Genomic DNA, 19,375 nt, shown 5'->3' with positions numbered 1-19,375 from the left:
AGACCGCGAGCGGCGATCAACGCTGCCGCGTTCGAGAACAGCAGGGAGAGAAACATGACGGTCCGCCACCTCACCGCGCGGCTGCTGGGAACCTTGTGCGCGCTCGGTGCCGGCGCGGCGCTGGCGGCCGACCTCGTGCCGGTGAAGATCGGCGTGCTGAACGACCGCTCCGGCGTCTATTTCGACTCCACCGGCGAGGGCTCGGTGGTGGCCGCCCGCATGGCGGTCGAGGATTTCAAGCCCGAGGAACACGGGCTGAAGGTCGAGGTCGTCTCCGCCGACCACCAGAACAAGCCCGATGTCGGCGCCTCGGTCACCCGGCAATGGTACGACCGCGACGGCGTCGACGCGGTGTTCGACGTGCCGACCTCCTCGGTGGCGCTCGCCATCGCGCAGATCACCAAGGAGAAGAACAAGGCCTTCATCAACTCGGGCGGCGGCACCGCGGACCTGACCGGCCCGGCCTGCACGCCCAACACGGTGCACTGGACCTACGACACCGCGGCGCTCGCCAACGGCACCGGCAAGGCGATCCTCAAGCGCGGCGGCAAGAGCTGGTACTTCATCACCGCCGACTACGCCTTCGGCCTCGCCCTGGAGCGGGACACCAAGGCCGTCGTGGAGAAGAACGGCGGCACGGTCGTCGGCGGCGTGCGCACGCCGTTCCCGAACCCGGACTTCTCCTCGTTCCTGCTCCAGGCGCAAGGATCGGGCGCGCAGGTGATCGGGCTCGCCGATGCCGGACTGGACGCGGCCAACGCCATCAAGCAGGCGCACGAGTTCGGCGTCCGCCAGGGCGGCCAGACCCTCGCCGCCCTGCTCATCGCGATCACCGACATCCACTCGCTGGGCCTGGATGTGGCGCAGGGGCTGGCCTTCACCGCCTCGTTCTACTGGGACCTCAACGACGGCACCCGCGCCTTCGCGGAGCGCTTCGAGAAGCGGATGCCCGGCAAGAAGCCGACCTCGTACCAGGCGGGCGTCTACGCCAGCACGCTGCACTACCTGAAGGCGGTGGAGGCCCTGCACTCGGCCAAGGACGGCGCCGCCGTGGTCGCCAAGATGAAGGAGATGCCGACCGACGATCCCCTGTTCGGCAAGGGCATGATCCGGCCGGACGGACGCAAGATCCACCCGATGTACCTGTTCGAGGCCAAGGCGCCGTCCGAATCGAAGGGCGAGTGGGACCTCTACAAGGTGCTGGAGACGATCCCGGCCGAGCAGGCGTTCCGCCCGATGAGCGAGGGCGGCTGCCCCATGCTGGCCGGCATGACGGCGAAGTAGGCACCCCCATCCCACCCAGTCACCTCATCCTGAGGTGCCGGCGCGCAGCGGAGGCCTCGAAGGAGACCTTCAGGAATCGCGGCCGGCTGGAGGGCTCCTTCGAGGCTCGCTGCGCTCGCACCTCAGGATGAGGGCGCGGTTTGGACCTTCGTCCCTCACGCCGCGCCGATCCGATCCAGCGCCGCCATCGCGGCGTCCGGGAGCGCGAGGTCCGCCGCCGCGAGGTTCTCGCGCAGGTGGCCGAGGGCGGACGTCCCGGGGATCAGCAGGATGTTGGGCGACCGGCGCAGCAGCCACGCCAGCGCCACCTGCATCGGCGTCGCGCCGAGCCCGGCCGCCACCTCCGACAGGGTGTCCGACTGGAGCGGGCTGAACCCGCCCAGCGGGAAGAACGGCACGTAGGCGATGCCGGCAGCCGCCAGATCGTCGATGAAGGCGTCGTCGCCCCGGTGGGCGAGGTTGTACTGGTTCTGCACGCAGGCGATCTCGGTGATCCGGCGCCCGTCCGCCACCTGGCGCGGCGTGGCGTTGCTCAGGCCGATCCGGCGGATCAGCCCCTTCCGCTGCAGCTCCGCCAGCACCGTGAGCGGCGCCTCGATCAACCCCTCCGCGGGGCCGTGGACATCGAACATCAGGCGCAGGTTGACCACGTCGAGGGCGTCGACGCCGAGGTTGCGCAGGTTGTCGTGGACCGCCTGGGTGAGTTCCTCGGCCGAGAAGGCCGGGTTCCACGAGGCATCGGCCCCGCGCTTGGCGCCGACCTTGGTGACGATCACGAGGTCGTCCGGATAGGGATGCAGCGCCTCGCGGATGATCTGGTTGGTGACGTGCGGTCCGTAGAAATCGCTGGTGTCGATGTGATCGACGCCCTGCGCCACGGCCTCGCGCAGCACCGCGATGGCGGCGGCGCGGTCCCTGGGCGGCCCGAACACGCCGGGTCCGGCGAGTTGCATGGCTCCGTAACCGAGCCGTTTCACGGTCCGGTCGCCGAGCTGGAACGTCCCGGTCTGCGCGATATCGGTCATGGCGAATCTCCTGTTGGCGACCCGGATGTAGACGTCACCGTTTGCGCGGATAAGCCGTGACAATCGGCACGGGCCGTGCGGATTCTCGAACGATGACCCAGGATCTGTCGGACCTCACCGCCTTCGTCACCGTGGCGCGGGCCGGCGGCTTTCGCGAGGCCGCCCGCGCCGGCGGAGCGAGCGCGTCGAGCCTCAGCGAGGCCGTGCGCCGGCTGGAGGCGGGCCTGGGCGTGCGCCTCCTGAACCGCACCACCCGCAGCGTCGCGCCCACCGAGGCCGGCGCCCGCCTGCTGGACCGGCTCGGGCCGGCGCTGGCCGAGGTGGAGTCCGCCCTCGACGTGGTGAACGGCTTCCGCGACCGGCCGGCCGGGATGCTTCGGCTGAACGTGCCGCTGAGCGCCGCCCGGCTGGTGCTGCCGGCGCTCGTGCCGCCCTTCCTGGCGGCCTATCCGGAGATCCGCCTGGAGGTGGTGGTTGAGGACGGGTTCGTGGACGTTCTGGCGGCGGGCTGCGACGCCGGCATCCGCTACGACGAGCGGCTGGAGCTCGACATGATCGCCGTGCCGATCGGCCCGCGGCGGCAGCGCTTCGCCACCGCGGCCGCCCCGGCCTATCTCGACCGGCGCGGCCGGCCGGACCATCCGCGGGATCTTCTGGACCATGCCTGCCTGCTCGGCCGGTTCCCGAGCGGCGCCTTGACGGCCCCCTGGGAGTTCGAGCGCGACGGCGACATCGTCCGGGTGGATCCGTCCGGGCCGCTGATCGTGCGGGTCGGCGCCAGCGACCTCGCGGTCGCGGCCGCGGTCGCGGGAACCGGGATCGTCCACCTGTTCGAGGATTGGCTGCGGCCGCTTCTCGACAGCGGCGCCCTGGAACCGGTGCTGAAGCCCTGGTGGCAGGCCTTCTCCGGACCGTTCCTCTACTATCCGGGCCGGCGGCTCCTGCCGGCGCCGCTGCGCGCCTTCGTGGACTTCGTCAGTGCGCGGCCGGCGGCGCCGGATCCGGTACTTCGAACACCGTGAGCTGCCCGCCCGGCGCCGTGTACTGCGACAGGGCCGCGTAGCCGCCCACCGCCCCCGAACCGTCGGCCGGGTCGGTGAGCCCGGCCGCCAGACCGATCCCGGCCCAGCCGCCGACGCCGGAGAGCACCGCCACGTACTGCTTCCCGGCGTGCAGGTAGGTGGTGACGTTGCCGACGATGCCGGACGGCGTCTTGAACCGGTAGAGCTCGCGCCCGTCCCGGGCATCGACCGCCTTCAGGTAGCCCTCCAGCGTGCCGTAGAAGACCACGTTGCCCGCCGTGGCGAGCGCCCCCGACCAGACCGAGAACGGCTCCGGGATCGTCCAGGCGATCCGGCCCTTGGCGCCGTCCCAGGCGATGAACGCGCCGGTCCGGTCGGTGCCCTCCGGCGGGTGCAGGGTGAGCGTCGCGCCGACATAGGGCTGGCCGGGCGTGTAGGTGACCCGGAACGCCTCGTAATCCATGCACATGTGGTTGGTCGGCACGTAGAACAGCCGGGTCAGCGGCGAGTAGGCCGCCGGCTGCTGGTTCTTGGCGCCCAGCGCCCCGGGACAGATATTTTTCGTGGCTTCGTCCTCGTCGGCCTCGCCCGGCGCGTAGCGCCTGTCGACCACTGGCCGGCCGTAGCCCGGCGCGGCCGGATCCATCTCGACCCGGCTGGCCCAGTTGACCGTGGGGTCGAACTTCTCCGCCACCAGCAGGTCGCCGGTGGCCCGGTCCAGGGTGTAGCCGAAGCCGTTGCGGTCGAAATGGGTCAGCACCTTGCGGGGCCCGCCGCCGATCACCTGCTCGGTGAGGATCATCTCGTTGACGCCGTCGTAGTCCCACTGGTCATGGGGCGTCATCTGGTAGACCCAGTGGGCGATCCCCGTATCGGCGTCGCGGGCGATGATCGCCTGCGCCCAGCGGTTGTCGCCGGGGCGCTGGTTCGGGTTCCAGGTCGAGGGATTGCCGGTCCCGTAATAGACGAGGTTTAGGTCCGGGTCGTACGAGAACCAGCCCCAGCTGCAGGCGCCGCCGGTCCGCCACTGGTCGCCCTCCCAGCTCCTCAGGGAGGAATCCCGGCCGATCGGGCGCCCGAGCTCGGTGGTTCGCTCCGGATCGACCAGCATGTCGGCATCCGGCCCGGTGGCGTAGGCGCGCCAGAGGCGCTTCCCGCTGGCCTGATCGTAGGCCGTGACGTGGCAGCGCGCCCCGTACTCGCCCCCCGCCAGCCCGACGATCAGCTTGCCGCGCACCGGCAGGACCGTGGCGGTGTTGGTCTCGCCCCGGCCCGGGTCGCCGTTCTTCACCGACCACAGCACCCGCCCGGTCTCCGGATCGAGGGCCACCACCGTGGTGTCGGCCTGCTGCAGGAACAGCCGCCCGTCCGCGTAGGCGAGCCCGCGGGAGACCGTGTCGCAGCACATGACGGCGATGACGCCCGCGTCCTGCCGCGGGGCGTAGCGCCACAGGATCTTCCCGCCCTGGTCCAGGTCGAGGGCATAGACCACGTTGGGGAAGGGGGTGTGCACGATCATGAGGTGCCCGATCACGATCGGCGCGCCCTCGTGCCCGCGCAGCACGCCGGTGGAGAAGGTCCAGGCGACCTTGAGGCGCCCGACATTGCCGGCGTCGATCCGGTCGAGGTCGGAATAGCGGGTGTTGGCGTAGTCCAGGGTCTGGAGGACCGGTCCTTCGGCCGCGAAGCCTGCGCCGGCCAGCAGGACGAGCGGCACAGCCGCGAGGGTCGGGACGCGCATCCTGGGGCTTCCTCTTCCGGCCGGCTCGGTCGGCGCGGCCTCATACACCGGACCGCCGTCGAAATCCCGGCGCGGCCGGCGCGGCCGACGCCCCCGACCTCAGGGGAGGGAGGACTGTTCCAGTGCGCACTGGACCGAGCGTACCGGACCGGGCGCACCGCCGGCGTTGCGGGGCCGAGCCGTTTTCGACGGCTCAAGCCCTCCATATCCGAAGCCGTGCTCTCAACGAAACCAATATAGGCAAGCTATATTTTACTATATGAGCGATATAAACGGACTAATGGCCGCATAAATCTGCACCAAGAGGGCATGTGTTCAGATTTGTACGGACTCACAACAAAAACACGATGATTTCTCCGCGGTTTTTAGCCAGACTCCGCGCGAAACGGGGGAATGGACGCATGGCGCTCAAACTGAAGATCGGCGCGAAGGTCACGCTGGCCGCGGTCACGGCCTGCCTGCTGGTCGTCGGGATGATCGCCAACCAGTGGCTCAGCGCGCAGACGATGGTCGGCAACATCGCGGCGATCGGCCGCGAGCAGGCGATCCTCAAGGGGATCGAGGGCGCGCAACTCGCCATGGCCAGGATGCGCGACACGCTGCACACGCTCGAATCGGCGCCCGCGGACGCGATCGACGAAGCGTCCCTGAGCGGGATCGACGCGCTCGCGCGCGCCGCCGCCGCGGGCCTGGACGGCCCCATCGCCCTCGCCCTCAAGCCCGACGTGCTCAAGCAGACGCAGGCAAGTCTGCTGCGCCACGCGAGCCAGGCGCGGGCCTACCTGACGGAGACGCGGCTCGCGCCCCGGGTGGCGGCGCGCAGGACGCTCAGCGACGTCGAGGCCAACGCCGACGCGGCCATCGGCGAATCGACCAAGAACGCGCAGGTCTTCGCGGCCGACGCGACGGGGGCCGCCCTGGCCCAGGCCGACACGGCGAGCTGGCGCGGCCTGGCCATCGGGCTGCTCGGCCTCACCGTGGTGCTGGGTTCCGCGCTGCTCATGATCTTCGGCGTCTCGCGCCCGATCCGCCGGATCGGCGACGTCCTGCTGGCCATCGCGGAGGGGCGGAGCGACGTCGCGATCCCCTATACCGGACGCTCCGACGAGATCGGGGAGACCGCCCGTTCCGCCCGGGTGTTCCGGGACAGCCTCATCCGCACCCACACCCTGGAGGACGAGGCCAACGCGGCGCGCAGCGAGGCCGAGGGGCGGCGCAGGTCCGCGATGCGGGCGATCGCCGACGGGTTCGAGGGCACGGTCGGCGGAATCATCCGGGTGGTCTCGGAGGCCGCGGCCGAGCTCCGGGCCACCGCCCAGAGCATGACCGACACCGCCAACGAGACGGCGATGAAGACCGCCACCGTGGCCTCGGCGGCCGAGGCGGCCTCGACCAACGTCCAGGCCGTGGCCTCGGCGGCCGAGCAGCTGGGCACGTCGGTGTCCGAGATCGGCCGGCAGGTCACCGGCTCGGCGGATCTGGCACAGGGCACCGTGAGCGAGGCCGACCGGACCGCCCGATCCGTGCAGGCGCTCAGCGCCGCGGCGACCCGGATCGGCGACGTGGTCGGACTGATCTCGACCATCGCCGGGCAGACGAACCTTCTGGCCCTCAACGCCACCATCGAGGCGGCGCGCGCCGGCGAGGCGGGCCGGGGCTTCGCGGTGGTCGCCGCCGAGGTCAAGGAGCTGGCCGACCAGACGGCCAAGGCCACCGGGGAGATCGCCGCGCAGATCGGCCAGATCCAGGGGGCCACCGCCGAGGCGGTGGCGGCGATCACCGCGATCACCGGCCGGATCCGCGAGATCAACGGCGTCGCCACCAGCATCGCCACGGCGGTCGAGGAGCAATCGGCGGCGACGCAGGAGATCGTGCGCAACGTCGCGGAGGCGGCGGCCGGCACCGGCGCCGTCACCACCACCATCACGGGCGTGGCCGATGCCGCCGAGGGGACCGGCGCTGCGGCCGCCCAGGTCTTCGCCTCCGCGTCGGCCTTGTCCGGCCACGCCGAGCGGCTCGACGCCGAGGTGCAGCGCTTCATCTCCGACGTGCGCGCGGCCTGATCGCACCGTCCCCGGGGCGTTCGGGCGGCCCCGCCGCCCGATCCGCGTCACATCCGCTGCTGGACGATGTCCTCGGCCTCGGGATCGGGCTCGTGGCCGGCGTCGCGGAGCAGCGGAACGACGGCGTCCGCCTCGCGGGCGACGAGGTAGCTGAGATCGAGCCCCTCGCGGATGAAGCCGTGGCCGCGCATGTGCTCGAACAGGGCGAGCAGCGGCGCCCAGAACTCGGCCACCGAGACCAGCACCACGGGCTTGCGGTGCCGCCCGAGCTGCGCCCAGGTCAGCTGCTCGACCAGCTCCTCCAGGGTGCCGATGCCGCCCGGCAGGGTCACGAAGGCGTCCGAGCGCTCGAACATCAGCCGCTTGCGGGTGTGCATGTCGGGCACCACCACGGTCTCCTGAACCTCCGCCAGCATGTGTTCGCGCGCCTGCAGGAAGTCCGGGATGATGCCGGTGACGTGGCCGCCGGCGGCGAGCGCGGCCCGCGCCACCGTGCCCATCAGGCCGACGTCGCCGCCGCCGTAGACGAGGCGCATCCCCGCCCGCGCGATCGCCGTACCGAGGATTTCCGCGGCCTCGCGGAAGGCGGGATCCCGGCCGAAGCCGGAGCCGCAATAGACACAGACTGTCCTCACCGGAGCCATCCGGCGCCCTCCTCGCGCGTCCGTTGCGAGCCGTCCGGAAGAAGCTCCGCGTCCGGCGCTCCACGCGCCAAACTGCTGAAGTCGCGCGGGATTCACCCGTCTGAGCGGCGGGACGGCTTGGTGTCGCGACCATGTACGGTATTATGGGCGGTGCCGTCGACGCTTTTCACGCGGGCGGGTGGGCCGCTCGGCGGCGGGATCAGGGGAGGCCATGGTGGCGATGTCGGGACGGGTGCGGCGCAGTCTCGTCCTGGCGCTCGCCGGCCTGCTCGGCGGCCTCGGCCTCGTGCTGGCCCTGTTCGGCGGCGAGTCCCTGCGGCGGCTCACCGGCCGCGACGAGGCCGCCCCGCCTGCCGCCGCGCCGCAGAGCACCCTGCGTGGTCTCGCCGATCCCGGCACCGTGGCCGGGCGCGTCGATCCGACCATCGATTTCCGCGACGACAAGCCCGGCGGGACCAAGCCCGGCGACGCAAAGCCCACGGAGATCCGGCCCACGGAGATCCGGCCCACGCAGATCCGGCCGGGCGACGCGAAACCCGGCACGCCTGCCGGTGGGACCGGACCGTCGCAGGCCCCGCAGGACGGGCGCGTCCCGGCTCCGGACGCCTCCGGCAGGATGGCCGGCCCCGATGCCGCGGAGACCCCGCGCTTCGACATCGTCCGGGTCGAGCCGAACGGCGACGCCGTCGTGGCCGGGCGCGGAGCGCCGCACGCCGTGGTCGAGATGCTGGTCGACGGCAAGCCCGTGGCCCGCGCGACGGCCGACGCGAACGGGCAGTTCGCGATCGTGCCGCCGGCGCTGCCGGCGGGATCCAGCGTGCTCGGGCTGCGGATGACCGCCCCGGACGGGCGGGCCGCCGATTCCCAGCAGAGCGTGGCGGTGGCGGTCGCTCCCGGCCGCGACCGTCGACCGCTCGTGGCCCTGACGGCTCCGGACGCGCCGACCGTGGTCCTGTCGCAGCCCGACGCCCCCGCATCAGCGTCCGGCGCGGGCGGCAAGGTCGCCACCGCCGCGCGCCCCGGGACGCCCGGCGCGGGGGCAGCGGAGCCGACCCGGATCGCCAGCGTGGACGTGCAGGGCAACGGCCGCCTGTTCGTGACGGCGACCGGGGTTCCGGGCGCCCCGATCCGGCTCTACCTCAACGAGACGCTGATCGCCCCGGGCAGCATCGGCCCGGACGGACGGGCGAGCTTCACGATCGGGCGCGGGATCAAGCCCGGCCAGTACCAGGTGCGGATCGACCAGATCGATCCGTCGACCGGCAAGGTCGCGGCCCGTGCCGAGGTCCCGCTGTCGGTGCCGGATCCGGCGCAGGTCGCAGCCCAGGAGCCCGCCGCGACGGCAACCGCCGCGGGCCACCCCAGGGCGGGCGCCCGCGAGGGTGGAAGAACGGCAGCGGGGCATGCGCCCGGGAATGCCCCTGGGACCCCGTCGGCCCTCTCCGCGCCCGCCCCGGACTCGCCCCGCGGTCCGGACACGAGCCACCTCGCGGCGGATGCCGCGGGGCCGGTGCGGGCCGGGGCGGTGTTCGTGCCGGAGATCAGCACGGCCAAGATCAGCCGCGGCGACAATCTCTGGCGGATCAGCCAGCGCGCCTACGGTCGCGGCGAGCGCTACACGGTGATCTACGACGCCAACCAGAGCCAGATCCGCGATCCGGACCTGATCTACCCGGGCCAGATCTTCGTGTTGCCGACGGGCAAGCGGGGCTGAGCCGCCCTCACTCCACGACCTGGTCGTCCCCCGCGAAAGCCAGCCGCCGCAGGCGGCGCAGGGCTTGGTCGAGGTCCTCCCGCGCGGGCGCCGCGAGGGCGAGGCGGACCGCGTTCGGCGCGTAGCCCGGCGTGACCGCGAAGGCCGAGGCCGGGAGGAGGGCGATGCCCTGGCGCAGGGCCGCCGCCGCGTAGGCCTCCGCCCGCCACGTCTCCGGCAATTCGAGCCAGAGATGGTAGGCGTGGGGATCGCCGACCACCCGGAGGTCCGACAGCGCCGCGCGGGCGATGACCTGCCGGGCCGTGGCGTCCCGGCGCTTGGCGGCGGCGAGCGCGGCCGCCGAGCCGCCCGCCATCCAGTGCATCCCGGCAGCCAGCGACAATCCGAGCGCCGTCCAGGCCCCCTGGCGGACGGAGGCCGCGAGCCGGTCGGTCAGGTGCGGGGGCGCCGCGATCAGGCCGACGGTCAGCGCCGGCATCACCCGCTTCGACAGGCTGTCGATCAGGATCGTCCGGTCCGGCGCGAAGCTGGCGAGGGGCTGGGCGTCGGCGAGGAAGCTGTAGACCGCGTCCTCGATGACCGTGAGGCCGGTCCCCTCGAGGAGGCGCGCGAGGTCGGCGCGCCGGGCCGGCCCCATCGTGACGCCCAGCGGATTCTGCAGCGTCGGCTGGATGTAGACGCCGCTCAGCGGCGCCGCCCGGTGGGCCTGGAGGAGGGCGTCGGGACACATCCCCTCCGCGTCCATGGCGACCGGCACCAGGGTGATCCCGAGGCGGGCCGCGATGCCCTTCACGACCGGATAGGTCAGCGGCTCGCAGCCGATGCGCTCGCCCGGCCCCGCCAGCGCCGCGAGGGCCGCCGCCAGCGCCTGCCGGCCGTTGCCGGTGAACAGGATGTCGGCCGGGTCGGGCGCGTAGTCGGCACGGGCCAGGAACCCGGCCGCGACCGCCTGCGCCCGGGCCGTGCCCGCCGGCCCGTACTGGCTGAACCCGATCTCGGCACCGCTGCGGGCGAGCGCCGCCAGCGTCTCCGACAGCACGGCCTCCTGCTCGGGCAGCCGCGAATGGGTCCGCTGGAGATCGAGGGCCGCCGCGGGCGGCTCCGGCTGGAGCGGCCCGACCCGGCCCGGCTCGGACCGCACGTAGGTGCCCCGCCCGACCTCCCCGGTGACGAGGCCGCGGCGCGCCAGCTCCGCGTAGACCCGGCTCGCCGTCGAGACCGCGATGCCCCGCGCATAGGCGAAGTCGCGCTGCGGCGGCAGCCGCTCGCCGGGCCGCAGCCGGCCAGCCGCGATGTCGGCCGCGATGGCGTCGGCGACCGATCGGAAATCCGCGGGCGACATTATTGCTCCGAGGTCAATGTTTCGATTGATCCGAGATGTGTATCGGATCAATTCTCCGCCAGCAATCCCGGCCGGACTGCACCCCCGCCACCGGATCGTCCGCGATGACCGCCGTCAGCCTGTTCCAGTCCCCCTCGTCCCTCCGCGCCGCCGCGCGGCCGTCCGCGCTCCAGATCTGGCTGTGCCGGATCCACACCCGGCGGGCGCTCGCCGCGCTCCATCCCGACCAGATGCGGGATGTCGGCCTCGAACCGTGGCAGGTGCGCGCGGAGATCCGGAAGCCGTTCTGGCGGGGGTGAGACGGGGACATGCGCGCAGCGCGGGTGATCCCGCGCGACCGCGCGCCTATATGCGGGGCTCACGACACCCCGCCCGACAGAACCCTCATGACCGACACCACCGCGCGCCCGGCCGGGCCGACACCGCCGGCCGGGCCGAAGCCTCTGGCCGGGCCGAATCCCCCGGCCGGGCCGGCCAATGCCGAGCGCCCCGGGCTGATCGCCACCTATCGGCGCCTCTGGCCACATCTCTGGCCCTACGGCCGGCCGGACCTGCAGCGCCGCGTCTTCCTGGCCTTCGGCCTGCTGCTCGCCGCCAAGCTGGTGACCATGGTGACGCCGTTCACCTTCAAGTGGATCACCGACGCGCTGGTCGCGGCGGTCGGCGGGCAGGAGGGTGGCAGCACGCCGGTGCCCACGGGGCTGCTCGCCGCGCCGATGCTGCTGATCGCCCTCTACGGCGTCTCGCGGATCGCCATGTCGGCCCTGACCCAGGTGCGCGACGGGCTGTTCGCCAAGGTGGCGATGCACGCGGTGCGCCGCCTCGCGCTCCAGACCTTCGAGCACATGCACCGGCTGTCCCTGCGCTTCCACCTGGAGCGTAAGACCGGCGGCCTGACCCGGGTGCTGGAGCGTGGCCGCGCCGGCATCGAGGAATTGTCGCGCCTGATGGTGCTGACCCTGGTGCCGACCATCGTCGAGTTCGTGCTGGTGCTCGGCGTGCTGGCCTACGAGTTCAGCTGGACCTACGCGGCGACCGCCTTCCTGACGGTCGCGGCCTACCTGGCCTTCACCTACAAGGCGACGGAGTGGCGGATCGCGATCCGCCGCCGGATGAACGCCTCCGACACCGACGCCAACACCAAGGCGGTCGATTCGCTGCTGAACTACGAGACGGTGAAGTATTTCGGCGCCGAGCGCCGGGAAGCGGCCCGCTACGACGAGTCGATGGCGAAGTACGAGAAGGCCTCGACGCAGACCTACGTGTCGCTGGCGGTGCTCAACGCCGGGCAGGCGGTGATCTTCACGCTGGGCATGACCGCGGTGATGTGGCTCGCCGCCCGGGACATCCTGGCGGGGCGCACCACGATCGGCGGCTTCGTGCTGGCCAACACCATGCTGGTGCAGCTCGCGATGCCTCTCAACTTCATGGGCATGATCTACCGCGAGATCAAACAGGCGCTGATCGACATCGACGACATGTTCCGCATCCTCGGGCAGAACCCCGAGATCGCCGACCGGCCGGGCGCGGCGCCCCTCGCCGTGGCGGGCGGCACGGTGCGGTTCGCGGACGTGCGCTTCGCCTACAATCCCGAGCGGCCGATCCTGCGGGGCGTCTCCTTCGAGATCCCGGCGGGCCAGACGGTGGCGGTGGTGGGTCCTTCGGGGGCCGGCAAGTCGACGCTCTCGCGCCTGCTGTTCCGGTTCTACGAGCCGTCGGCCGGCCGGATCAGCATCGACGGTCAGGACATCGCCGCGGTGACCCAGGCGAGCCTGCGGGCGGCGATCGGCATGGTCCCGCAGGACACGGTGCTGTTCAACGACACGATCGGCTACAACATCCGCTACGGCCGCGCCGACGCCACCGACGCGGAGCTGCGCGAGGCCGCCCGGCTCGCGCAGATCGACGGCTTCGTGTCGAGCCTGCCGGAGGGCTACGACACCCCGGTGGGCGAGCGCGGCCTGAAGCTCTCGGGCGGCGAGAAGCAGCGGGTCGCCATCGCCCGGACCATCCTGAAGGCGCCGCCGATCCTCGTGCTCGACGAGGCGACCTCGGCGCTCGATTCCTTCACGGAGGCCGAGATCCAGTCGGCCCTGGACCGGGTCAGCCGAGGCCGCACCACCCTGGTGATCGCCCACCGGCTGTCCACGGTGGTCAACGCCGACGCGATCCTGGTGCTCGACCACGGCCGCATCGTCGAGCGCGGCACCCATGCCGCGCTCTTGGAGGCCGGCGGCGTCTACGCGGCGCTCTGGGACCGCCAGCGGGAGGCCGACGCCGCCCTGGAGGTGCTGCAGCGCGCCGACGCGCCGGTGGTGCCGCCCCGGGTCGGGCGCGGCGCCGTGCCGGAGACAGAGGCCGCGGAGTAGGCGGGGACAAGCCGTCCCGGGGGCGGTCCTCAGGACGTCCGGTCCCGCGACCGGACCGTGACCCCGAGCAGATCCTCGAAGGGCAGCACCATCGCGCCCTTGTCCCTGTCGCCGTACCCCTGGCGCAGGGCCGTCTGGTAGGTGGCGGTGGCGGCCGCCGTGACCGGCATCGGAAAGCCGTTCTCCGCCGCGATCGCCGCCGCCGCGACGAGGTCCTTGTAGGCGGCCCCCATCGGATAGCCCTCCTCGAAGCGCCCCTGCAGGATCCGGGGCACGAAATACTGCGACGCGTAGCTCCGGCTCGTCCCCGTGGTGACCACCTGGGCGACCTGGTCGGGGTCGAGCCCCATGGCGACCGCCATCGGCAGCACCTCGGCCAGCGCCGCGATGTTGATGTCGTAGAGCACGTTGTTGATCGTCTTCGTGAGCTGTCCGGACCCGACCGGCCCCATGTGGAGGATGCTGGTGCCGATCCGCTCTAGCAGCGGGCGCACCTGCGCGACGGCGGCGGCGTCGCCGCCGCACATGACGGTCAGCGTCCCGGCCTCCGCGCCGGCCGGCGCCCCGGAGACGGGGGCATCGATGAAGAGCCGCCCCGCCGCCTCCAGGGCCCGGCCGATCGCCAGGGCCTTGGCGTGCGCGATGGTGCTGAGATCGACCACGACGGCCCCGGGCGCCAGACGCTCGGCGACACCGCCGGGGCCGAACAGGGCCGCCTCGACCACGTCGCCGTTCGGCAGGCACAGGAACAGCACCGCGGCGCCGTCGATCGCGCCCGGATCCGCCGTGGCGACGAGGCCGGGCGCGTCGAGTCCGGCGAGCCGGGCCGGATCGGCATCCACTGCGACGATCGTCTCGGCCTCGGATCCGCGCTTGGCCGCGAGGTTGCGGGCGATGGGATGGCCCATGGCGCCGAGGCCGAGGAGGGCGATGCGTGCGACCATGTCGGTGTCCCTGTCCTGGCGCCCGGCCGCGCGCTCCCGGCCGGGGCGGAGAACCAGCCGGGATCTCCGCGTCGGCGTGGCCGGTCGGTCTGCCCTAGGCCGTCGCCGCCGCTTCGTCGAGGCGGCGGCGGTGAAGCGGAGGCGTTTCGCGCCGCTCCGGAACCGACTGCGCGAGCGCCCGCGACCCTCGGAAAGTTGACGCCGGCCCGGCGGGCTGCCATCCGCGCGTCCGACCTGTCCGCCCGTCGCGGCGCCGTTGAGTCCGAAAACCCATGACAGACCTGATCGAGACGATCCGCCGGACGCTCGTGCCGATCCACAAGGAGGGCTACCCCTTCATCCTGATCGGCATCGTGCTGACGGTGCTGGCCGGCTACTTCTCGCAGTTCTTCGGCTGGATCTTCCTGATCCTCACTCTCTGGGTCTGCTACTTCTTCCGCGATCCGGAGCGCGTCACCCCGGTGGCGGACGGGCTGGTGATCTCCCCCGCCGACGGACGCGTGAACCTCATCGCCACCGTCCTGCCGCCGCCCGAACTCGACCTGCCGCAGGTGCCGACCCTGCGGGTCTCGGTGTTCATGAACGTGTTCGACTGCCACGTGAACCGGGTGCCGGTGGCGGGCCGGATCGGCCAGATCCACTACACGCCGGGCCTGTTCCTCAACGCCGAACTCGACAAGGCCAGCGACGACAACGAGCGCAACGGCATGGTCATCGAGACCGCCCATGCCGGCCAGCCGAAGCGCGTCGGCGTGGTCCAGATCGCGGGCCTCGTGGCCCGGCGCATCGTCGGCTTCGTCTCGGCGGGCGACGTGCTGGGCGTCGGCGAGCGGTTCGGCCTGATCCGCTTCGGCTCGCGGGTGGACGTCTACCTGCCGGCGGGGTCCACCGTGCTGGTGGGTCTCGGCCAGAAGGCGGTGGCGGGCGAGACGGTCCTGGCCGACCTCGGCGGCGGACCGGTCCGGGTCTTCAAGCGGATCTGAGGCGGCCATGGACGATCTCTTCCCGCCCTTCGCGCCCGATCCGAACGAGCCGCGCCCGCGCCGGTTCAAGCCGGTGCCGTTCCGGATGATCGCGCCCAACATGATCACCCTGATGGCACTCTGCCTCGGGCTCACCGCGATCCGCCTCGCCTTCGAGGGCAAGTTCGAGCCCGCCGTCATCGCCGTGGTGGTGGCCGGCGTGCTGGACGGCATCGACGGCCGGGTGGCCCGCCTGCTCAAGGGCACCTCGCGCTTCGGGGCCGAACTCGATTCCCTCGCCGACTTCGTGAATTTCGGCTGCGCCCCGGCGCTCATCCTCTACGGCTTCGTGCTGTTCCACCTGAAGTCGATGGGCTGGATCGTGGCGCTCATCTTCGCCATCGCCATGGCGCTCCGGCTCGCCCGCTTCAACGCGATGCTGGATGATCCGAACCGGCCGGAATGGAAGAAGGACTTCTTCGTCGGCATGCCGGCGCCCGCGGGCGCGCTCACCGCGATGCTGCCGCTCTACCTGCACTTCCTGGGGTTCGGCCTGGAGAGCTGGGCGGCGCCCGCGGTCCTGATCTACGTGCTGGCCATCGCCCTGCTGGTGGTCTCCACGGTGCCGACCTACTCGGGCAAGACCATGGGCAAGCGGGTGCCGCGCAGCCTCGTCCTGCCGATCTTCCTGTTCGGGGTCGCGGCCTTCGGCCTCCTGATCAGCTACCCCTTCGAGGCGCTGGTGGCGGTGAGCGGCGGTTACCTGCTGACCATCCCGGTGGTTGCCGCCCAGTACCGCCGACGGCTCAAGGCCGAGCAGGCGGCCGTCGCGGGGGAGCGGCCCGCCGCCGGCCTGCCGGCCGGATCGGAGTAGGGCCGGTCCGTCGGCCGAGCCGACTCCGCGCCCTCATGGGACATGCCCGCGTCAGCGGGCCTCGAGGGAGGGCTCCCGGGATGGCGCGCCTGGCCGGAAATCTCCCGCGCGGCCTCCGCTGCGCCCCGGCGCCTCAGGACGGGCCTCAGGACGCGGCGCGGGTCGGGGCCCGGGCACCGGGCGCGGCGCTGACGATAGCCGGCCCGCCCAACAGGCCGCTGGCCGTCACCGAATCCTCCCCTACCTTGGCAGCATTCGACGGGGGGATTCGCGAATGCTCGAGGAATTCAAGAAGTTCGCGCTGCGCGGGAACGTGGTCGATCTCGCGGTCGGGGTGATTATCGGCGCGGCCTTCGGGGCCATCGTCACTTCCGCGGTGCAGGACGTCTTCATGCCGGTGATCGGCGCGGTCACCGGCGGGCTCGACTTCTCGAACTACTACATCCCGCTCTCGTCGAAGGTGCAGGCCGGCCTGCCCTACGTGGATGCGAAGAAGCAAGGCGCCGTCATCGGTTACGGGCAGTTCCTGACCCTGACGCTGAACTTCCTGATCGTCGCCTTCGTGCTGTTCCTGGTGATCCGGGGGATGAACCGCCTGCAGACCGCCGAGGCCAAGAAGCCCGACGAGGTGCCGGCGGACGTGAAGGTTCTGACCGAAATCCGCGACATCCTGGCGGCCAAGCCGCGGGTCTGAGGTTCAGCCCCCGCGCCTGTCGGTCTCGTCGGGGTTGACGCCAAGGGCGTCGAGGATCTGGTCGAGGGCTTGGCCGACGGCGCCCGTCCCCTCCTCGTGGGTCTTCAGTCGCGTCTCCAGCCGGCGGATCTGCGGCTCGAACACCTCCGGCACGGGATCGTCGCCGAGGAAGCGAGGCTTGTCGGCCTCCACCGGCAGGACTCCGCGGAGCTGCTGGCCGAGGTGATCGCGCACCGGCTCGGGCAGGGTGGCACTCGGTTCGGTGGGATTGTCGCTCATGATCGCCTCACAGGTCGAACGGCATCTCAACGGCCGGTCGGATGAAGCGTTGCGCCGGCGCCGGACGCGGGAGACAGAAGGGCCCCGGAGCACGGCTCCGGGGCCCGCCGGGCCGGCACGAGGCCGGCCCGTCAGATCAGTCGATCACCTCGACGATGCGGTGGCCGCGGTCGACCAGCACCGGACGGTCGTTCACCACGGTGTAGCGGTAGCCGGGCTGCACCCGGTACTCCGACGGCACGTCGTAGTAGGTGACGCCCGAGGACGGCAGGGCGGTGCCGACGGCGACGCGGCCGTCGTAGTCGTACGAGCGGACGTTGCGCTCGCGGACGTAGCTGCGGAAGCGCGGGGCCATGTCGACGCCGAGGATGCCGCCCACCGTGCCGGTGGCCGCGCCGACGGCGCCGCCGACGATCCCGCCGATCGGGCCGGCCGCATCGGCACCGGCGGCCGCGCCGCGCTCGGCACCGGGGATCGTGCCCTGGGCCTGGGCGGCCAGCGGCAGCGACAGGGCGAGGACCGAGGCGGCGATAAGGGTCTTGAAGGTCATGCAGGACATCTCCGTTCCGTGACGTTCCGCCGCGTGGACGCGGCGAAGCTCGGGCCGGTAACGCCCGATCTCCGGAATCGGATGCATGCTTTTTTGCAGCGCGTCGGCTGACGGCTGGCGCCGTCCTACGCGTCCTTGGGCATGGCCGACTGGATGAACCGGTCGGAGCCGAGATCCTCCTCGTCGTAGCCCAGCAGTTCCGCCAGCCGGCCGCGGGCGCGGCTGACGCGGCTCTTCACGGTGCCGACCTTGCAGCCCATGATGGCCGCGGCCTCCTCGTAGGAGACGCCCTCGGCGCCGACCAGCACCAGGGCCTCCCGCTGGTCCGGCGGCAGCTTGGCGAGCGCCGATTGAAGGTCCTCGACGTCGAGTCGGTCGCCCTGATGCGGGGCGGTGGCGAGCCGGGCCGCGTAGGACCCGTCCTGATCCTCGACCTCGCGCACCCGCTTGCGGTGGTCCGAGTAGAAGATGTTGCGCAGGATCGTGAACAACCACGCGTTCAGGTTGGTCCCGGGCTGGAACCGCGCGCGGTGCTGCCAGCCCTTGAGCAGGGTGTCCTGGACGAGGTCGTCCGAGCGGGCGGGGTTCGAGGTCAGCGACAGCGCGAAGGCGCGCAGGGACGGGACCGCGGCCAGCAGGCCGTTGCGGAATTCCGGCTCGATCGCCTCGCCCCGGGCGCGCAGAGCCGCCTCGAGCTTCTCGATCAGATCGGCGAAGCGGGACGGCAGCGTCTCCTCGCCGATCCGCTCGTAGACGGTGCGCAGGTGCTCCCCGAGATGCGTGCGGATGCCGGGGGCCAGGTTCGGGCGGCCATCCCGCGTCCCGTCCTCCTGGGACAGGACGGTGTCGGTGTCGTCGCGGGTCATGCGTATCGCGCTCGTCAACTCATCGTGGCTCGACCAGTGGTCCCGAATGGGTCGAGGCGGATCGCTTACCGGCCCGAACCAAGGGGAAGGCCCGTTCGATGCGCTCCTGTTACGGGCGTTCTAGCGCATCGGCGGCGGGCATGCACCCTCGGGCAAACTACACTTAAGCTAAGTTTGCCGGTCGCAACAGGCGCACCGCTCCGTCCCGGAGGGTCAGAACGTCGCCGCGGGCGAGGTCGGTCCAGCACTCGTCCCGGGTCAGCGCCTGGGTGGCGATCACCGTCACCACGTCGTGCTCGGTGGTCTCCTGCGCGAAATCGACCTGCCAGTCTTCGTCGATCAGGGTGGCCTTACCGAAGGGCGCGCAGCGGGTGAGGTAGCAGAGCCGCTTGCCGCAATGGGCGTAGAGGGTGCGGCTGTCGGTGAGCAGCATGTTGAACACGCCCAGCGCGTGCAGCTCGCCCGCGAGGTCGGCCACGGCCCGGTCGAGGGTCTCGGGCCGGGGCAGGGCCTTGTACCGGGCCTGGAGGCGACCGAGCATCCAGCAGAAGGCGTGTTCGCTGTCGGTGGAGCCGATCGGCATGAAGCCGCCGAGCGGCAGCCGCTTCACGCCCTTGAGCTGGCCGTTATGCGCGAAGGTCCAGCGGCGGCCCCACAATTCCCGGGCGAACGGGTGGGTGTTCTCCAGGCTGACCCGCCCACGATTGGCCTTGCGCACGTGGGCGACGACGATCCGGCTCTTGATCGGCATGTCGCGCAGCAGCCGGGCGAGCTGGGAGCGCGAACTCGGCTCGGGCTCGTGGAAGCTGCGGCAGGTGCGGCCGTCGTAGAAGCTGATGCCCCAGCCGTCGGCGTGGGGTCCGGTCTCGCCGCCGCGCCGGGCGAGCCCCGCGAACGAGAAGCGGATGTCGGTCGGCACGTTGGCGCTCATGCCGAGCAGTTCGCACATCGGGTTTCGACCGGGGCAGGGCGGGGGAGCGGCGACGTTTAGGAGTGTTCGGC

Annotated in this window: 18 protein-coding genes; 9 read left to right on the top strand and 9 right to left on the bottom strand. The window is 71.9% G+C overall.

Going from position 1 to position 19,375, the window contains the following annotated elements; all coding sequences use genetic code 11:
- Positions 1-54 precede the first annotated feature (54 nt).
- Complete coding sequence (locus MKK82_RS27960; RefSeq protein ID WP_238286118.1) at positions 55-1,284, top strand: ABC transporter substrate-binding protein; 1,230 nt, start codon at positions 55-57, stop codon at positions 1,282-1,284.
- A 155-nt stretch (positions 1,285-1,439) separates the two neighbouring features.
- Here the strand turns inward: MKK82_RS27960 and MKK82_RS27955 are convergent, their stop codons facing one another.
- Positions 1,440-2,309 carry an aldo/keto reductase family oxidoreductase gene (locus MKK82_RS27955; protein WP_238286120.1) on the bottom strand — a complete coding sequence of 290 codons (870 nt, stop codon included), beginning with the start codon at positions 2,307-2,309 and terminating at the stop codon, positions 1,440-1,442.
- A 92-nt stretch (positions 2,310-2,401) separates the two neighbouring features.
- Between MKK82_RS27955 and MKK82_RS27950 the strand changes: the two genes are divergently transcribed.
- Complete coding sequence (locus tag MKK82_RS27950) at positions 2,402-3,331, top strand: LysR substrate-binding domain-containing protein (protein WP_238286121.1); 930 nt, start codon at positions 2,402-2,404, stop codon at positions 3,329-3,331.
- On the opposite strand, the gene MKK82_RS27945 is transcribed toward MKK82_RS27950, so the two are convergent.
- Positions 3,285-5,072, bottom strand: coding sequence for a methanol/ethanol family PQQ-dependent dehydrogenase (locus MKK82_RS27945; protein WP_238286122.1), 1,788 nt, complete (start codon positions 5,070-5,072; stop codon positions 3,285-3,287). The genes MKK82_RS27950 and MKK82_RS27945 overlap by 47 nt on opposite strands.
- A gap of 401 nt (positions 5,073-5,473) precedes the next feature.
- Between MKK82_RS27945 and MKK82_RS27940 the strand changes: the two genes are divergently transcribed.
- Positions 5,474-7,135: a methyl-accepting chemotaxis protein gene (locus tag MKK82_RS27940; RefSeq protein ID WP_238286123.1), complete on the top strand. Its 1,662-nt coding sequence runs from the start codon at positions 5,474-5,476 to the stop codon at positions 7,133-7,135.
- 47 nt (positions 7,136-7,182) lie between these two features.
- On the opposite strand, the gene MKK82_RS27935 is transcribed toward MKK82_RS27940, so the two are convergent.
- Entirely contained in the window at positions 7,183-7,779 is a 597-nt protein-coding gene (locus tag MKK82_RS27935) for a TIGR00730 family Rossman fold protein (RefSeq protein WP_238286124.1), read from the bottom strand.
- A gap of 220 nt (positions 7,780-7,999) precedes the next feature.
- Between MKK82_RS27935 and MKK82_RS27930 the strand changes: the two genes are divergently transcribed.
- Entirely contained in the window at positions 8,000-9,493 is a 1,494-nt protein-coding gene (locus MKK82_RS27930) for a LysM peptidoglycan-binding domain-containing protein (RefSeq protein ID WP_243987509.1), read from the top strand.
- Between the two features lie 7 nt (positions 9,494-9,500).
- On the opposite strand, the gene MKK82_RS27925 is transcribed toward MKK82_RS27930, so the two are convergent.
- Entirely contained in the window at positions 9,501-10,835 is a 1,335-nt protein-coding gene (locus tag MKK82_RS27925; RefSeq protein WP_243987498.1) for a PLP-dependent aminotransferase family protein, read from the bottom strand.
- Between the two features lie 104 nt (positions 10,836-10,939).
- Between MKK82_RS27925 and MKK82_RS27920 the strand changes: the two genes are divergently transcribed.
- Together MKK82_RS27920 and MKK82_RS27915 are read left to right on the top strand one after the other, a co-directional pair.
- Positions 10,940-11,134: a DUF1127 domain-containing protein gene (locus tag MKK82_RS27920; protein ID WP_238286128.1), complete on the top strand. Its 195-nt coding sequence runs from the start codon at positions 10,940-10,942 to the stop codon at positions 11,132-11,134.
- A gap of 87 nt (positions 11,135-11,221) precedes the next feature.
- Positions 11,222-13,204 carry an ABCB family ABC transporter ATP-binding protein/permease gene (locus MKK82_RS27915; protein WP_238286130.1) on the top strand — a complete coding sequence of 661 codons (1,983 nt, stop codon included), beginning with the start codon at positions 11,222-11,224 and terminating at the stop codon, positions 13,202-13,204.
- Positions 13,205-13,233: 29 nt separating this feature from the next.
- On the opposite strand, the gene MKK82_RS27910 is transcribed toward MKK82_RS27915, so the two are convergent.
- Entirely contained in the window at positions 13,234-14,148 is a 915-nt protein-coding gene (locus MKK82_RS27910; protein WP_238286132.1) for an NAD(P)-dependent oxidoreductase, read from the bottom strand.
- 272 nt (positions 14,149-14,420) lie between these two features.
- On the opposite strand from MKK82_RS27910, the gene MKK82_RS27905 reads away from it, so the two are divergent.
- The 3 genes from MKK82_RS27905 to mscL all read left to right on the top strand — a co-directional run bounded on the left by MKK82_RS27905 (position 14,421) and on the right by mscL (position 16,678).
- A complete protein-coding gene (locus MKK82_RS27905; RefSeq protein WP_238286134.1) occupies positions 14,421-15,131 on the top strand; it encodes a phosphatidylserine decarboxylase in 711 nt (236 codons plus the stop codon).
- A gap of 7 nt (positions 15,132-15,138) precedes the next feature.
- Positions 15,139-15,984 carry a CDP-alcohol phosphatidyltransferase family protein gene (locus MKK82_RS27900; protein WP_238286136.1) on the top strand — a complete coding sequence of 282 codons (846 nt, stop codon included), beginning with the start codon at positions 15,139-15,141 and terminating at the stop codon, positions 15,982-15,984.
- Positions 15,985-16,258: 274 nt separating this feature from the next.
- Positions 16,259-16,678 (top strand): large conductance mechanosensitive channel protein MscL, encoded by a 420-nt coding sequence (gene mscL, locus MKK82_RS27895; protein ID WP_238286138.1) that lies wholly within the window; start codon positions 16,259-16,261, stop codon positions 16,676-16,678.
- 3 nt (positions 16,679-16,681) lie between these two features.
- Here the strand turns inward: mscL and MKK82_RS27890 are convergent, their stop codons facing one another.
- The 4 genes from MKK82_RS27890 to MKK82_RS27875 form a co-directional block, all read right to left on the bottom strand.
- Complete coding sequence (locus MKK82_RS27890; RefSeq protein WP_238286140.1) at positions 16,682-16,957, bottom strand: hypothetical protein; 276 nt, start codon at positions 16,955-16,957, stop codon at positions 16,682-16,684.
- 136 nt (positions 16,958-17,093) lie between these two features.
- Positions 17,094-17,507 carry a DUF1236 domain-containing protein gene (locus MKK82_RS27885; RefSeq protein ID WP_238286142.1) on the bottom strand — a complete coding sequence of 138 codons (414 nt, stop codon included), beginning with the start codon at positions 17,505-17,507 and terminating at the stop codon, positions 17,094-17,096.
- A gap of 125 nt (positions 17,508-17,632) precedes the next feature.
- Positions 17,633-18,373 (bottom strand): NepR family anti-sigma factor, encoded by a 741-nt coding sequence (locus tag MKK82_RS27880; RefSeq protein ID WP_238286144.1) that lies wholly within the window; start codon positions 18,371-18,373, stop codon positions 17,633-17,635.
- A gap of 163 nt (positions 18,374-18,536) precedes the next feature.
- A complete protein-coding gene (locus tag MKK82_RS27875) occupies positions 18,537-19,322 on the bottom strand; it encodes a class II glutamine amidotransferase (RefSeq protein WP_238286146.1) in 786 nt (261 codons plus the stop codon).
- Between the last annotated feature and the right edge of the window lie 53 nt (positions 19,323-19,375).

This window comes from Methylobacterium sp. E-046 (genome assembly GCF_022829625.1).
GTDB lineage: Bacteria > Pseudomonadota > Alphaproteobacteria > Rhizobiales > Beijerinckiaceae > Methylobacterium > Methylobacterium longum.
Note: the sequence above shows the minus strand (reverse complement) of the source record. Positions and strands in the feature narration are given on the sequence as shown.

Coding starts and splice junctions, on each gene's coding strand:
- MKK82_RS27960 (WP_238286118.1), top strand. CDS start 55: ATGACGGTCCGCCACCTCACCGCGCGGCTGCTGGGAACCTTGTGCGCG.
- MKK82_RS27955 (WP_238286120.1), bottom strand. CDS start 2,309: ATGACCGATATCGCGCAGACCGGGACGTTCCAGCTCGGCGACCGGACC.
- MKK82_RS27950 (WP_238286121.1), top strand. CDS start 2,402: ATGACCCAGGATCTGTCGGACCTCACCGCCTTCGTCACCGTGGCGCGG.
- MKK82_RS27945 (WP_238286122.1), bottom strand. CDS start 5,072: ATGCGCGTCCCGACCCTCGCGGCTGTGCCGCTCGTCCTGCTGGCCGGC.
- MKK82_RS27940 (WP_238286123.1), top strand. CDS start 5,474: ATGGCGCTCAAACTGAAGATCGGCGCGAAGGTCACGCTGGCCGCGGTC.
- MKK82_RS27935 (WP_238286124.1), bottom strand. CDS start 7,779: ATGGCTCCGGTGAGGACAGTCTGTGTCTATTGCGGCTCCGGCTTCGGC.
- MKK82_RS27930 (WP_243987509.1), top strand. CDS start 8,000: ATGTCGGGACGGGTGCGGCGCAGTCTCGTCCTGGCGCTCGCCGGCCTG.
- MKK82_RS27925 (WP_243987498.1), bottom strand. CDS start 10,835: ATGTCGCCCGCGGATTTCCGATCGGTCGCCGACGCCATCGCGGCCGAC.
- MKK82_RS27920 (WP_238286128.1), top strand. CDS start 10,940: ATGACCGCCGTCAGCCTGTTCCAGTCCCCCTCGTCCCTCCGCGCCGCC.
- MKK82_RS27915 (WP_238286130.1), top strand. CDS start 11,222: ATGACCGACACCACCGCGCGCCCGGCCGGGCCGACACCGCCGGCCGGG.
- MKK82_RS27910 (WP_238286132.1), bottom strand. CDS start 14,148: ATGGTCGCACGCATCGCCCTCCTCGGCCTCGGCGCCATGGGCCATCCC.
- MKK82_RS27905 (WP_238286134.1), top strand. CDS start 14,421: ATGACAGACCTGATCGAGACGATCCGCCGGACGCTCGTGCCGATCCAC.
- MKK82_RS27900 (WP_238286136.1), top strand. CDS start 15,139: ATGGACGATCTCTTCCCGCCCTTCGCGCCCGATCCGAACGAGCCGCGC.
- mscL (WP_238286138.1), top strand. CDS start 16,259: ATGCTCGAGGAATTCAAGAAGTTCGCGCTGCGCGGGAACGTGGTCGAT.
- MKK82_RS27890 (WP_238286140.1), bottom strand. CDS start 16,957: ATGAGCGACAATCCCACCGAACCGAGTGCCACCCTGCCCGAGCCGGTG.
- MKK82_RS27885 (WP_238286142.1), bottom strand. CDS start 17,507: ATGACCTTCAAGACCCTTATCGCCGCCTCGGTCCTCGCCCTGTCGCTG.
- MKK82_RS27880 (WP_238286144.1), bottom strand. CDS start 18,373: ATGACCCGCGACGACACCGACACCGTCCTGTCCCAGGAGGACGGGACG.
- MKK82_RS27875 (WP_238286146.1), bottom strand. CDS start 19,322: ATGTGCGAACTGCTCGGCATGAGCGCCAACGTGCCGACCGACATCCGC.